General features: G+C 71.0%; 13 protein-coding genes. 9 read left to right on the forward strand and 4 right to left on the reverse strand.

Annotated elements, in window-relative coordinates:
- The 3 genes from KTR66_RS15035 to speE form a co-directional block, all read left to right on the forward strand.
- On the forward strand, positions 1-2317 hold a 2317-nt coding region (locus KTR66_RS15035; RefSeq protein WP_213613814.1), incomplete at its 5' end, for a hypothetical protein.
- A 177-nt stretch (positions 2318-2494) separates the two neighbouring features.
- Positions 2495-2962 (forward strand): adenosylmethionine decarboxylase, encoded by a 468-nt coding sequence (gene speD / locus KTR66_RS15040; RefSeq protein WP_213613816.1) that lies wholly within the window; start codon positions 2495-2497, stop codon positions 2960-2962.
- Between the two features lie 77 nt (positions 2963-3039).
- Entirely contained in the window at positions 3040-3903 is an 864-nt protein-coding gene (gene speE, locus KTR66_RS15045; protein WP_213613818.1) for a polyamine aminopropyltransferase, read from the forward strand.
- Positions 3904-4141: 238 nt separating this feature from the next.
- Here speE and KTR66_RS15050 read toward each other — a convergent pair whose 3' ends face one another.
- Positions 4142-4537: a carboxymuconolactone decarboxylase family protein gene (locus KTR66_RS15050; RefSeq protein WP_213613820.1), complete on the reverse strand. Its 396-nt coding sequence runs from the start codon at positions 4535-4537 to the stop codon at positions 4142-4144.
- 49 nt (positions 4538-4586) lie between these two features.
- On the reverse strand, positions 4587-4826 hold the full coding sequence (locus KTR66_RS15055; RefSeq protein WP_213613822.1) for a hypothetical protein: 240 nt from the start codon (positions 4824-4826) through the stop codon (positions 4587-4589).
- Positions 4827-4895: 69 nt separating this feature from the next.
- Here KTR66_RS15055 and uvrB point away from each other — a divergent pair, with 69 nt between their 5' ends.
- Complete coding sequence (gene uvrB, locus KTR66_RS15060; protein WP_213613824.1) at positions 4896-7094, forward strand: excinuclease ABC subunit UvrB; 2199 nt, start codon at positions 4896-4898, stop codon at positions 7092-7094.
- 2 nt (positions 7095-7096) lie between these two features.
- Here uvrB and KTR66_RS15065 read toward each other — a convergent pair whose 3' ends face one another.
- A complete protein-coding gene (locus tag KTR66_RS15065) occupies positions 7097-7306 on the reverse strand; it encodes a helix-turn-helix domain-containing protein (RefSeq protein ID WP_249732162.1) in 210 nt (69 codons plus the stop codon).
- Positions 7307-7533: 227 nt separating this feature from the next.
- On the opposite strand from KTR66_RS15065, the gene KTR66_RS15070 reads away from it, so the two are divergent.
- On the forward strand, positions 7534-8316 hold the full coding sequence (locus tag KTR66_RS15070) for a universal stress protein (protein ID WP_213613828.1): 783 nt from the start codon (positions 7534-7536) through the stop codon (positions 8314-8316).
- An 11-nt stretch (positions 8317-8327) separates the two neighbouring features.
- Here KTR66_RS15070 and KTR66_RS15075 read toward each other — a convergent pair whose 3' ends face one another.
- Complete coding sequence (locus tag KTR66_RS15075; protein WP_249732163.1) at positions 8328-9860, reverse strand: phospholipase D family protein; 1533 nt, start codon at positions 9858-9860, stop codon at positions 8328-8330.
- Between the two features lie 24 nt (positions 9861-9884).
- Here KTR66_RS15075 and KTR66_RS15080 point away from each other — a divergent pair, with 24 nt between their 5' ends.
- From KTR66_RS15080 to KTR66_RS15095, 4 genes are all read left to right on the forward strand, one after another.
- Positions 9885-10856, forward strand: a complete 972-nt coding sequence (locus tag KTR66_RS15080; protein ID WP_213613830.1) for a tripartite tricarboxylate transporter substrate binding protein — start codon at positions 9885-9887, stop codon at positions 10854-10856.
- 49 nt (positions 10857-10905) lie between these two features.
- Entirely contained in the window at positions 10906-11763 is an 858-nt protein-coding gene (locus tag KTR66_RS15085; protein ID WP_213613832.1) for an oxaloacetate decarboxylase, read from the forward strand.
- Positions 11764-11766: 3 nt separating this feature from the next.
- Positions 11767-13179, forward strand: a complete 1413-nt coding sequence (gene cls, locus KTR66_RS15090; RefSeq protein WP_213613834.1) for a cardiolipin synthase — start codon at positions 11767-11769, stop codon at positions 13177-13179.
- A gap of 115 nt (positions 13180-13294) precedes the next feature.
- On the forward strand, positions 13295-14326 hold the full coding sequence (locus KTR66_RS15095) for an amidohydrolase family protein (RefSeq protein ID WP_213613835.1): 1032 nt from the start codon (positions 13295-13297) through the stop codon (positions 14324-14326).
- Positions 14327-14336: the final 10 nt, after the last annotated feature.

A 14336-nucleotide genomic window follows, 5' to 3' on the forward strand; every position in this document is an offset into this window, starting at 1 on the left:
CCGGCCCGGCGCCGCGCCGCCCCCGCCCAGCAGCCTCGCGGGGCCGCCACCCGTGCGCGCGCGCCTGCTTGATGATCCCGCCGGCGGCCCCGGCATGCGCCTGCCGCTGGGTGCCGGCACCGGGCTGGCGGCCTTGCGGCGCGGCGAGCAGGCCTTGGTTCTCGCCGAGACCGAGCGGCCCATCGAGTTCGGCGGCCTGCTGCGGGAGCCGGCCTTCGCCGGCATTCAGGCGCGGCCCGTGCCGGGTGCGACGCTCATCACCTTCCCGCTGGCACTCGGCCAGCAGCTTGCCGTTCGGCAGGAGGGGAATGACTGGTTCCTCTCCGTCGTGCCGCGCCAGCATCCCGCGGCCACGGCCACACCCACGCTGCGCGCCGAGTTCGACCAGGGACGCGCCATCCTGCATGCGCCACGCCCGGGGCGCGTGCTCAGCCTGCCCGATCCGCTGACCGGCGGGCCGCTGCTGGTCGGCCTCGTCACCCAGGCGGCACCGCGCCAACTCGGCACCCGCGGCCTGGCCGAGCTTGACCTGCTGGAGACCTTCCTCGGCGTCGCCGTGCTCGCGCGGGCGGATCGCGTGGCGCTGCGGCCCGGGGCGGGGCGTTTCCTTCTCTCGATCGAGGGCGGCAGCGTATCCCTCGCCGCCGGGCCCGAGGCCATGCAGGGCCTGGCCCCCGGCATGACGCGCAGCTTCGACATGCCGGGCCAGCCCATGCCCGCGCTGCTGGAGCGCCTCAGGGCACAGCAGGCCGGCATCGCCTCGGCGCCGCCATTGACCCGCGCCGAGCCGCGCCTGGCGGCGGCGCAGACGCTGCTCGCGCTGGGCTTGCCGCAGGAGGCGCAAGCCATGCTGCGCCTGGCCGGGCAGGAAAGCCCCGAGGCGGCGATGGACCGCCGCTTCGCCTTCCTGGGCGGGATGGCCGCGCTGCTGGCCGGCCGCCCCGGCGAGGCGGCGGGGTTGGATGCCGAAATCCCGGGCTCGGACGAGGTGCTGCTCTGGCGCAGCCTGCGCGCGGCCATGCTGGGCGATGCCCAGGCGGCCGGCCCCGGCCTCGCCGCCGCCTGGCCGTTGCTGCAGGCCTATCCCGAGGGCCTGCGCCGGCGGCTGATCGGCCCCGCGGCCGAGGCGCTGGTGGAGGGCGGGCAGCATGCGGCGGCCCGCCGGCTGATCGCGGGCGCGGCCGAAGATCCCGCCATCCTGCTCGCCCAGGCCATGCTGGAGGAGGCGGAGGGAGAGCCCGGCCGCGCGCTGGAGGCCTATGCCGCCGCGGCCCAGGGCCGGGACCGGCTGATGCGCGCCCGCGCGCTGCGGCGCGCGATCGAATTGCGCCTCGCGACCGGCCGGCTTGATGCGGCGGGCGCCGCGCGTGCGCTGGAGTCCGCGCTCTTCGCCTGGCGTGGCGACGGCATCGAAATCGGGACGCGCGAGCGTGTCGCGGCCCTGCGGCGCGAGGCCGGGGACCCACGCGGCGCGCTCGCCCTTCTGCGCGAGACGGCCGAGGCCTTCCCGGAGCAGGCCATGCAACTCCGCGCACCCATCCAATCCGCCTTCCTGCATGCGCTGGAGGCCGAGTCGCCGCTGGGTGCCGTGGCGCTCGCCGACGCGCATCCCGAATTGCTGCCGGCGGGCGAAGCCGGGGAGGGGGTGCTGGCCATGCTGACCGACCGCCTCGTGGCCCTCGACCTCGCTGATCGCGCCTCCGCCTTGCTGCGCCGCGCGATGGAGCATGCGCCCCCCGGCGAGCACCGCGCCGCGCTCGGTGCCCGCCTCGCGGCACTGCGCCTCTCCGAGCGTGACGCCGAGGGGACTCTGGCCGCGCTGGCCGCGAGTTCCGCGCCGCGCCTGCCGCCTGCGCTGATCGAGGCGCGCAGCCTCCTCGCGGCACGCGCGGAGGCGCGGAGGGGCAATCGGGCATTGGCCGCCGAGGCGCTGCAGGCGCTGGGCCCCGCGGGGGATGAGACCCTCTCGGAAATGATGGCCGAGGCGCGGGACTTCAGCGGTGCGGCGGCGGCGCTCGGCCGGCACCTCGCCACGCTGCCGGCCCAGGGCCCGCTGCCCGACTCCGCGCAGCGCCTGGTGCTGCGCCAGGCAGCCTGGCTCGCCATGGCGGGCGAGCAGCCGGCGCTGGCCCAGTTGCGGGCGCGGCATGGCGCGCAACTCACCCCCGGGCCGATGGCCACGGCCTTCGAGGCGCTGGCGACGGACCCGGTGCGCGGCCTCGCAGACCTCCCGCGTTTGGCCCGGGAACTGAACCTCTTCCGGAGTTTGCCGCAACGGCTGGAGCCTTTGCGGACGGCGCAGGGCCCGGCCGGTTGAGTCTTGCGCGGGGTGGGGGGGAGCTCCGCGATTTTTTCGGGCCGCGCAGGCGCAATTTCATTTGACCCCCGGGGCCCCTTGCCCCATATGCCCCCACCGCTGACCTGTTCGAACCGACGGCCACTGGGGCCGCACAGCCGACAATTGGTCATCTGCTGGTGGGAAAGGGAACCCGACATGGACTCTCTCGTCCGACTGGGGATGGACTCGGACACTCTCCCGAGCAACGCCCAGAACACGACTCATGCTTCGGCCGGTTCGGTCAGTGAGACGAAGGATTATTTCGTCGAGCGCAACGGCGTCCGCTACGCCGGCACGCACCTGATCATCGACCTCTGGGGTGCGACGAACCTCGACGACCCCGGCCATATCGACGCCGTGCTGCGCGAGGCGGCCATCGCCTCCGGTGCGACGATCCTGCACGGGCATTTCCACCACTTCTCGCCCAATGGCGGCGTGAGTGGCGTGCTGGTGCTGGCCGAGAGCCACGTCTCGATCCACACCTGGCCCGAGCGGGACTATGCCGCGCTCGACATCTTCGTCTGCGGCGATTGCGACCCCTACAAGGCCATCCCGCTGCTGAAGACCGGCTTCCTGCCGGAGCGCGTGCAGCTCGCCGAGCACAAGCGCGGCATGGTGGGCTGAACGCCCCGCAGCGATGCGATGAACGGGGCCGGGCGGCAACGTCCGGCCCTTCTTCTTGGCCTGAAGGACCTCCGACGATGACCGATGTGTGGGTGAACGAGACGCTCTATCCCGATTGGGGCCAGCGCTTCCTGGTGAAGCGCGAGCTGGCGCGCGTGAAGAGCGAGTTCCAGGACATCATGCTCTTCGAGAGCACCTCGCATGGCCGCGTCATGGTGCTGGACGGCGTGATCCAGATCACCGAGCGCGACGAGTTCGTCTATCAGGAGATGCTGACCCATGTGCCGCTGCTGGCGCATGGCGCGGCCAAGCGCGTGCTCATCATCGGCGCCGGCGATGGCGGCGTGCTGCGGCGTGTGCTGCAGCACCAGAACGTCGAGAAATGCGTGATGGTCGAGATCGATGGCGAGGTGATCCGCCTCTGCCAGGAGCACATGCCCGATGTGGCCGGCGATGCCTGGACCAACCCGCGCGGCCAGGTGATCGTGGGCGACGGCATTGATTACGTCCGCCAGGCCGAGGCCGGTTCCTTCGACGTGGTGATCGTGGACAGCACGGACCCGATCGGTGTGGGCGAGGTGCTCTTCACCGACGAGTTCTATCACAATGCCTCGCGCCTGCTCTCGGCCAACGGGCTGATCGTGAACCAGTGCGGCGTGCCCTTCATGCAGGCGGATGAGCTGCGTGAGACCTCGCTTCGCCGGGGCAAGTTCTTCCCCGACATCTCGGCCTATGTGGCGGCGGTGCCGACCTATGTGGGCGGCTTCATGACGCTGGGCTGGTCGGCCAAGACGCAGGGCCTCCGGAGCGTGCCGGTGGAGGAGATCCGCCGCCGCGCCGCGGCCGCGGGCATCCTCGGCACCACGCGCTACTGGACGCCGGAGATCCATGTGGGGGCGTTCAACCTGCCGCCCTACATCGCCGAGAACCTGCCGGGCTGACCGCCCGGAACCCGGTTCCGGCCGCCGCCGCGCCGCATGCGCGTGTTCGCGGCGATGCCCCCTCTCGCCACCGGATGGCGCGGCCCGCGGGCTGCCTCATCCGGGTGTCCCCGCCCTCCGGTCCGATCGAGGCATCTGCCTCGTGCATCGGCCCGGCAAGTTTCGGGGCGTCGCGACGGGGCCTCGCCTGGGGCTCTTCCCCGCTCACGTCATGCCCGGCGGCGGCCGGTTTCTGTCGCTACAGAGCGCCCTGTTCCTTCAGCACCTGCTCGGCCATGCGCAGCGCATCAATGGAGGCCGGGAAGCCGCAATAGGCGACGGCATGGGTGAAGACCTCGCTGATCTCCTCGGCCGTGCAGCCATTGTTCAGCGCCGCCACCAGATGGATGCGAAGCTCATGCGGGTGGTTCAGCGCGCAGAGCATGGCGAGCGTGATGAGGCTGCGCTGCTTGCGGTCCAGCACGGGGCGCGTCCAGAGCGTGGCATAGGCCATCTCCTCCGACAGCGCCCGGATCGCGGCGTTGAAGGGGGTGGTGCTGGCGTCCCGCGCCTCGGTGTAGGGCGCGCCCAGGATTTCGCGCATCTCGCGGCGGCCGCGCGCGCGGAGCGCCTTGTGGGCTTCGGTTTCGTCCATGATCAGATCCTCCCTGGATGCGGGGAGGGTAGGCGGGTTTAAGCGCGCCTCAAAACGGCTCGGCCGTGTCCCGGCGCAGCAGGCGGCGGAAGGCGCCCTGGGAGCGGTCATGTCCCGTCACCGCATCGGCCAGCGCATCGAGCCAGCCGGAGAACCAGGCCTTCCCCCAGTCGCCCGTCTGGGCCATCGGGTTTTCCAGCACCGAGGCGCCGGCGGCAAAAGCCTTGCGGCCGGCCGCATAGGCGTCGTCGCTGACGAAATCGTCGTTCGGGTCCACATCCTCGGGCATGGCGGCATCCTGTGATCTGGCGGCGCATATGGCATCGCAGGGCCCGGGGCGCCATCCTATATTGCGGGCATGAACGTGATCGCCCCCGTCCTCTTCCAGCCGATCCGCCAGCCCATGCCGGCCGCCGGCAAGCCGCTCAAGGTCGTCAGCCCCTTCGAACCCAATGGCGACCAGCCGACGGCCATCCGCGACCTCGTGGGCGGGGTGGAGGGCGGCGAGCGGGACCAGGTGCTGCTGGGCGTGACCGGCTCGGGCAAGACCTTCACCATGGCCAAGGTGATCGAGGCGGTGCAGCGGCCCACGCTGATCCTCGCCCCCAACAAGACGCTGGCGGCGCAATTATACGGCGAGATGAAGAGCTTCTTCCCCGAGAACGCCGTCGAATACTTCGTCAGCTACTACGACTACTACCAGCCCGAGGCCTATGTGCCGCGAACGGACACCTATATCGAGAAGGACAGCCAGATCAACGAGCAGATCGACCGCATGCGGCACAGCGCCACCCAGGCGCTGCTGGAGCGGCGGGATGTGGTGATCGTGGCCTCCGTCTCCTGCATCTACGGCATCGGCTCGGTCGAGACCTATTCCAACATGGTGGTGAAGCTGGAGGTGGGCGGCTCCATCTCGCGCGAGGCGCTGCTGAAGGGCCTGGTCGAGCAGCAATACCGCCGGAACGACATGGCCTTCCAGCGCGGTTCCTTCCGCGTGCGCGGCGAGAGCCTGGACATCTGGCCCGCCCATCTGGAAGACCGCGCCTGGCGCGTCAGCCTCTTCGGCGACGAGATCGAGAATCTGCGCGAGTTCGACCCGCTGACGGGCGAGATCACCGGCGAGTTCGAGCGGCTCAGCATCTACGCCAACAGCCACTATGTCACGCCGCGGCCCACGCTGACCCAGGCCATCGGCCGCATCAAGGCGGAGCTGAAGGAGCGGCTGGCGGAGCTGGAAAAGGAGGGCAAGCTGCTGGAGGCACAGCGCCTCGACCAGCGCACCACCTTCGACATCGAGATGATGGAGACCACCGGCTCCTGCAAGGGCATCGAGAACTACTCGCGCTATCTCTCCGGTCGGAACCCGGGCGAGCCGCCGCCCACCCTCTTCGAATACCTGCCCGAGGGCGCGCTGCTGGTGGTGGATGAGAGCCACGTCACCGTGCCGCAGATCGGCGGCATGTATCGCGGCGACTATGCGCGCAAGATCATCCTGAGCGACTACGGCTTCCGCCTGCCGAGCTGCACCGACAACCGGCCGCTGAAATTCGAGGAATGGGATAGCTTCCGCCCGCAGACGGTCTTCGTCAGCGCCACACCGGGCCCCTGGGAGATGGAGCGCACCGCCGGCGTCTTCGCCGAGCAGGTGATCCGCCCGACCGGCCTCGTGGACCCGGTCTGCGACATCCGCCCCGTCGAGAACCAGGTGGATGACCTGCTGGCCGAAGTGAAGGATTGCGCGGCGCGCGGGGCGCGCGTGCTGGTGACGGTGCTGACCAAGCGCATGGCCGAGCAATTGACCGAATACCTCACCGAGATGGGCGTGCGCGTCCGCTACCTGCATTCGGATGTGGACACGCTGGAGCGCATCGAGATCATCCGCGACCTGCGCCGCGGCGTCTTCGACGCGCTGATCGGCATCAACCTGCTGCGCGAGGGGCTGGACATCCCCGAATGCGGCCTGGTCGCCATCCTGGACGCGGACAAGGAGGGTTTTCTCCGCTCCACCACCTCGCTGATCCAGACGATCGGGCGTGCGGCGCGCAACGCGGAGGGCCGTGTGATCCTCTATGCCGACCGCATGACGGACAGCATGAAGCGCGCGCTGGAGGAGACCGAGCGCCGCCGCGCCAAGCAGATCGCCTGGAATACCGAGCACGGCATCACGCCCACTTCCATCCGGCGCGAGATCAGCGATGTGCTGAAGGATGTGAGCCAGGGCGACTACGTCACCGTGGAAGCGGTGGAGGGCGATGCCACCGCGCAATTCGTGGGGCGGGATCTGCGCGCTTCCATCGCGGAGCTCGAGAAGAAGATGCGCGCGGCCGCGGCCGACCTCGAATTCGAGACGGCGGCGCGGCTGCGCGACGAGATCAAGCGGCTGGAGGCGCTGGACCTGGGCCTGCCCGCCACGGGCGCGGCGTTGGCGCCGAACGAGGCCGGGCGGTCCCTGCGCGAGGCCACACCCAAGAAGGATTGGAAGCCGAAGCCGATGGGGCCGGGCGGCGGTGGCTATGATCCGAAGAAGGGCAGGGCCCGCAGCCGCAAGGGCCCGTAGCGCTACCCGCCCGCGGGCCGGGGCTTGGCCGCGCCGGCTTCAGGCTCCGCCGTGCCGCGCGTCGCGTGCTGGTCGAGGAACCGCTCGAGATCGCGCGGGATGATTCGGAACTCGCGCCCGACATCGATGGCGCGCAAATCCCCCTGCCTGATCCAATGGCGGACCGTCGCCTCGCCCACCTGCGCGAGGTCGGCCACTTCACGCACAGTCATGAACTTCCGCGTCAGCATCTGATCCCTGCCTCACCCATTCCGGCGCTGTTGAACCTGGTTGAGCAGCGTCGAGCGCCTTTTGACAGAGATCAAGGCGGTTGAGCCGCAATTGCCGCAAGTTTCCGGCGTTGGGTTATCGCGCCGCCAAGGGTTGGCGACGCCGCATCCGACGAGAGGGCGCGCCGGCGTTCAAGCCGGCCGATCCAGCCAATGCCGGAGGAGCATCCATGACCGTCACCACCATCGCCTGCCACGTCGAACCAGGGGACGGCGCCACACTGGACGCATCGTTCACCACGGCCTTCGCCTTGGCCGAGGCCTGGGGCGCGCATGTGACGGCCTTGGTCTTCACGACCGATGGGGAGGCGAGCCTCGCCGCCGAGCAAGGGGCGGCCGCCCAATTGCGCGATACGGCCGAGCGCCGAGGCCTGGCCTGCGAGGTGCTGGATCGCAGCAGCTTCGCCTTTGGCGTCGGCGAGGTCTTCGCGGACCATCTCCGCGTCTCGGATCTCGGGGTCATCGCGGCCGGGATGGCGGGGGTGATGGGGACGCGGAACCTGCTGAACGCTGCCGCCTTCGACAGCGGCCGCCCGCTGCTGGTGGTGCCGCCGGACGCGCCGCTCAGCGGCCTTCCGGCGCGCGTGGTGATCGCCTGGGACGCCACCCCCGCCGCCGTCCGGGCGGTGCATGGCGCGCTTCCCTTCCTCCGCCACGCCGAGGAGACGATCATCGTCTCCGTGACGGAGGACAAGGAGTTGCGGGCCGGCCAATCCGGCATCGCGCTCGCGCGGCTCCTGGCGCGGCACGGCGCGGCCGCCCGTTTCAGCGCGGTCCCGCGCGGCCGCGGCGGCGTGCTGGCGACGCTGGAGGCCGCGGCGGGCGAAGCGGGGGCGGAGATGATCGTGATGGGCGCCGTCCGTCATGCGCCGCTGCGCGACATTGTCTTCGGCAGCGCGACGCGCGAGCTGCTCGACCGCGGGGCCCGGCGCGCGACGCTGGTCGCGGGCTGAATCCGCCCCGCCTAAAGCTGCTCCTCCACCGGCAGCCGGCGAACGGCGCCCGCCAGCAGCCGCCGCCAAAGCCCCGCGCCCGGTTCGCGTGGGGCAAGGGCGGGGCCGTCGCGCCAGACCAGCTCGCCCGCCTCCAGCGCCACCTGCCAGCTCATCGCCGGGTCCGCGAGGCGTGCATGCTCGGCCGCGATGCCCGCCGCGATCCTGGCATCGCGCACGAAGCACCCCATCTCGGTGTTCAGCGCGGCCGAGCGCGGATCGAGGTTGAAGGAGCCGACGAAGCCGAGCCGTCCATCCACCGCGAAGGCCTTGGTGTGCAGCGCGGCGCCGCGCGAGCCCATCAGGCTCGGATTGGTCTCGCGCCACTCGGGCTTCAGCTCGAACAGCGTGACGCCGAGGCTGAGCAGCGCGCGGCGATATTTGGCATAGCCCCCATGCACGGCCACCACATCCGTCGCCGCCAGGGAATTGGTGATGATGGAGACACGCACGCCCCGCCGCCGCAGATCCGCGATCAGCGCAAGGCCGGCGCGGCCGGGGACGAAATAGGGCGAGATCAGCAGCGCCTCCTGCCGCGCCCCGCGCAGGGCATCGGCGATTTCGGCAGCGATGCCGCCGGCGGCCCGCGCGGCCTTGCGTGCGCGCAGGCCGCGCTTCGCTTTCTCGGGCGGGTCGGCCACCACCTGGATGGCATCGGGCGGCAGGAGCGCGAGCCCTTCGGCAAGGCGGTCGCGCAGCGGCGTATCGGCGTTGGCCAGCAGCGCATCGGCGGTCGGCCGGTCATCGGCCTGCGCCAGCACGCTGCGCAGCGCGGGCAGGCCGCCCGCGCGCTCGGCGGCGGCAGCGGCCAGTTCGGCGGGGCGGGCGAGGGGGCTGTTCCAGTAGCGCTGGAAGACGCGGCTCGCCTGGTGCGCGGCGGGGCCGGCGAGCACGAGGTCGAGGTCGCGGAAACGGATGCTGGCGCGTGAGGCGAGGCCGAAATAGGCATCGCCCAGGTTGCGCCCGCCCACCACGGCCAGGCGGCCATCGGCGATCCAGGACTTGTTGTGCATGCGCCGGTTCAGGTGCCGCCCGCCGAAGGCCAGCTCGAGCAGGAAGCCGATCCGGCCGAAGCGGCGCCAGCGCGTGCCGTTGAAGAGGCGCACTTCGATCCGGGGGTGCGCGTCGAGCGCGGCGAGGCTCCGTTCGCGACCGAGGGCATAGACGTCATCCAGCAGCAGCCGGACCTTCACGCCGCGATCGGCCGCGGCCAGCACCTCGCAGGCGAGGAGCTGGCCCGTCACGTCGCCGCGCCACATGTAGTATTGCAGGTCGAGGCTCCGGCCCGCGGCGCGCGCGCTGGCGGCGCGGATGGCGAAGGCGGCGGCGGCGTCGGGCAGCAGGGCCACGCCGCTCCGGCCGGGTGGCGCCGCATCGAGCGCCTGGGCCACGTCCTGTTCCAGGGCGGTGCGGCTCCGGCCGGGCGGGGTGAGGGGCGGTGTCATCATCTCCGGGGCATGGCCGGGCGGCATGGGTTGCCGCGCCCGGCCGGGCGGGGGCAGCATGCCACGAACCACGGGAGAGATGCCATGAACCGCCGAACCCTGCTCCAGGCCCTGCCGCTCGCCATGCCTGCGGGTGCCGCCCTCGCGCAATCCGACTGGCCGACGCGCGCCGTGACGATCATCGTGCCCTTCGCGCCCGGCTCCTCCTCCGACATCATCGCGCGCGCCATGGCGCAAGCCATGCAGGCGGCGACGGGACGTCCCGTCACGGTCGAGAACCGGCCGGGTGCGACGGGCGAGGTGGGCGCGCGGCAGGTGATCCGCTCCGCCCCCGACGGCTATACGCTGATGCATGCGCCGATCAGCACCTGGGCCATCAATGTCGCGCTGCGGCCCAACCTCGGCTACGACCCGCTGACGCAGCTCACCCGCATCATGCAGACCGTGCGCACGCCCAATGTGCTGGTGATCAACAGCGGCGCGCTGCCGGCGAATGACCTGGCCGGCGTGCTGGCCTGGCTGCGCGCGCCGAGGCGCAATGCCAGCTATTCGACCAGCGGCGCCGGCTCCTCCGACCACCTGACCATGGAGATGTTCCGCCAGGCGACGAACACCGACATCACGCATATCCCCTTCCAGGGCGGAGCGCCGGCGACGACGGCGCTGCTGCAGGGGACGGTTCAGCTCTCCTTCCAGAATCTCGGCTCCATCATGCCGCAGATCGCGGAAGGCCGCGTGCGCCCCATTCTCATCACGTCGGAGGCGCGCAGCCCGCTGCTGCCGCAGGTGCCGACGGCGGTGGAGCTGGGGCTGCCGGATTTCGTCGTCTATTCCTGGCAGGGCTTCGGTGGCCCGCCGGCCATGCCGGCCCCGCTGGTCGAGCGCGTCCACGCGGTGGCGGCGGCCGGGCTGCGCGCGCCGGCCGTGGCCGGGCGGCTCGGTGAACTCGGCTTCGAGATCGTGGCCAGCAGCCCTGCGCAATTCGCCGCCTTCCAGGCAAGCGAGATCGCGCGCTGGCAGCGCGTGGTGCGGGCGGGCAACATCACGGTGGATTGACGGAACGGGGCAGGGGCCTAGCGTTGCGGCAGCACTGCTGAGGAATGCCATGACCCCGCCTGATCGCCTGCGCAAGCTTCTCGCCGAACCCGGCTTCGTCACCATGCCCGCCGTCTGGGACGGGCTGAGCGCCAAGCTCGCCGCCAAGGCCGGCTACAAGACCGCCTTCCTCTCGGGCTCCTGCGTGGCGGCCAGCCGGCTGGGTGGGCCTGATCTTGACCTTCTCTCCTTCGCGGAGATGTTCGACAGTTTCCACATGGTGCATGGCGCGGCCCCGGACACGCTGATCCTGGCCGATGGCGACCATGGCTATGGCAACCCCCTGAACGTGCAGCGCACCGTGCGCGCCTATGGCCAGGCGGGGGCGGCCGCCATCCTGATCGAGGACAAAATCACGCCGCGCCAGCTCACCTCCTCCGGCAAGCCCTGCCTGCCGCGCGAGGAGGCGCGGATGAAGATCCGCGCGGCGGTTCAGGCGGCGAAGGACAGCGGCATCCTCGTGCTCGCCCGCACCGATTGCCGCCCGACGCAGGGCATTGATGAGGCGGTGGCGCGCATCGAGATGTTCGTGGAGGAGGGGGCGGACATCCTCTTCCTCGACAGCCCGGCCGATGACGCGGAGTTCCAGCGCGCGGTGGCCGCCGCGAAGGGCCGCCCCTCCTTCGCCGTGCTCTCGCCCGGGCCCGGTCGCCGCATCCCGACCCGGCCCGAGGCCGAGGCGCTCGGCATCAAGATCGGCACTTACCCGACGGCCATGCTCTCGCCCGCCATCGCGGGGATGGAGGCGGGCCTCGCCGCGCTGGTGGCGGGCGGTGCCGAGAGCGACTTGGCGCTGAAGCCGGCCGTGCTGCGCGAGACGCTGGGCTATCCGGATTACGACGTTCAGGGGAAGCCCTTCCTCGTCTGAGCCATGATCCTCGCCTTCCACCTCATCCTCCAGGCGCTGGTGATCGCGCGGATCCTGCTGCGGCCGCACCGGGACCCGGCGTCGCGCATCTCCTGGATGGTGGTGGTGCTGGTGCTGCCGGTGCTGGGCCTGATCGGCTACCTGTTGCTGGGCGAGACCAATATCGGCCGGCGGCGCGTGGCGCGCATGCAGAAGGTCCTGGCGAAGCTGCCCGAGCCCGCCGGCATGGGGGCGCCCGCGCCGGTGCCGGATCGGCTCGACGGGCTGTTCCGCGTGGGGCAATCCATCAGCGGCTATCCGGCGGTGGGCGGCAACACCGCGCGGCTGTCGGGGGATTCGGACGCGACCATCGCGATGCTCGTCGCCGATATCGACGCGGCGCGCGAGCATGTCCACCTGCTCTTCTACATCTGGCTGCCGGACCACAACGGCACGAAGGTCGCCGAGGCCCTGGTCCGCGCGGCCGGGCGCGGCGTCACCTGCCGCGTGCTGGTGGATGACATCGGCTCCCGCGCGCTCATCAAGAGCCCGCTCTGGCGGATGATGGCCAGCGCGGGCGTGCGCCAGGCGCGCGCCTTGCCGGTGGGCCTGCCCGTGCTGGGCGCGCTGCATGGGCGGCTCGATCTCCGCAACCATCGCAAGATCATGGTGATCGACCACGCCATCACCTATTGCGGCAGCCAGAACTGCGCCGATGCCGCCTTCCTCGTGAAGGCGAAATTCGCCCCCTGGGTGGATGTGGTGATGCGCTTCGAGGGGCCGGTGGCGCGGCAGAACCAGCATCTCTTCGTCACGGACTGGATGGCCTGGGCGGAGGAGGATCTGAGCGCGCTGCTCCGGGCGCCCATGCCGGAGCCGCAGGCGGGCGGCTTCGTGGCGCAGGTGGTCGCGTCCGGCCCCACCATGCGGCACTCGGCCATGCCCGAGATGTTCCAGAGCCTGATCTACGCCGCCCGGCGGGAGTTGGTGATCACCACGCCCTACTACGTGCCGGACCCCTCCTTGCAGGATGCGCTGCGCGCCGCGGGCAACCGGGGTGTCCGGACCACCATCGTCTTTCCCGCCCGCAACGACAATTGGGCGGTGGCGGCCACCTGCCGCAGCTATTACGCCGAGCTTCTGGCGGCGGGCGTGCATATCCGCGAATATGAGGGCGGGCTGCTGCACAGCAAGACGCTGACGATGGATGGCGAGGTGACGCTGATCGGCTCGGCCAACATGGATCGCCGCAGTTTCGACCTGAATTACGAGAACAACATCCTGCTGCACGACGAGGCGGCGACGGCGCTGGTCCGCGCGCAGCAGGCCGAATATCTCGCGCGCTCGCGCACGGTGACGCTGGCCGAGGTGGAGGCCTGGCCGCTGCACCGCCAGCTCTGGAACAATTTCGCCGCGGTGCTGAGCCCCATTCTGTAGCGCGGGCCAGCTTCCCGCCGCTCGCGCGGCCCCTCTGAGGCGCGTCCCCTGTCCCATGCGGGGTGACGTGGCACGCGCGCTCGGGCATCCTTCCGCCTATCACGGAGTTTCCTGCATGCGCCTGCAACGCCGTGGCGTGCTCGCCACACCCCTCGCCCTGGCCGGGACGGCCGGCGCCGCGCCCCAGCCGGGCAAGATCGCGCTGGAGGAGCATGTCATCATCCCCTCCTTCCTCGACTACCTGAACAAGGCCATGCCGCCGGTCTCGGCCGAGGCGCGGGCGGTCCTGGTGCGCCGCATGCTGGATTTCGGCGAGGAGCGGCTGGCCGCGATGGATGCGGCGGGCGTCTCGCGCGCCATCCTCTCCATCTCGGGCCCGGGCGTGCAGGTGGAGCCTGACACGGCGCGCGCGACGCGCCTCGCGGCGGAAGCGAATGACGCGCTGGCGCGCGAGATCCAGCGCCGGCCGGACCGCTATGGCGGCTTCGCGCATCTCGCCATGCAGGATCCCGCCCAGGCCGCGCGCGAGCTGGAGCGCTGCGTGCGCGAGCTGAACTTCCAGGGCGCGATGATCAACCACCACACGCTGGGCATCTATCTGGATGACCCGAGGAATGACGTGTTCTGGGAGCGGCTGCAGGCGCTCGACGTGCCGCTCTACCTGCATCCCGATGACAGCTTTCGCATGCCGCATGTGCTGGAGGGCGTGCCCGAACTGCACAAGCCGACCTGGGAATGGACGACGGAGACGGCGACCCATGCGCTGCGCCTGATCGTGACCGGCGTCTTCGACCGGTTTCCGCGCGCGCAGGTCATCCTCGGCCATATGGGCGAGACCTTGCCCTACATGCTCTGGCGGCTCGACAGCCGCTACGCCTTCACGCCCACGCGCCGGCCGATCCGGCGCAAGCCGTCGGACTACGTGCGATCGAACCTCCTGGTCACGACCTCGGGGCAATGCGACGACGTGCCGCTCAAGGCAGCGCTGGCGGCGCTGGGCGAGAGCCGCGTGATGTTCTCGATCGACTACCCCTATGAGGATTCGGTGACGGCCGCGCGCTTCATCGAAGCTGCGGCCATCACGGAGGATGTGCGGGCGCGGGTGATGCATGGCAATGCGCGCGCGGTGCTGAAGCTCCCTGGCTGAGGGTCAGCGC

Source organism: Roseococcus sp. SDR, assembly GCF_019083995.1.
In the GTDB taxonomy this organism is placed as follows: Bacteria; Pseudomonadota; Alphaproteobacteria; order Acetobacterales; family Acetobacteraceae; genus Roseococcus.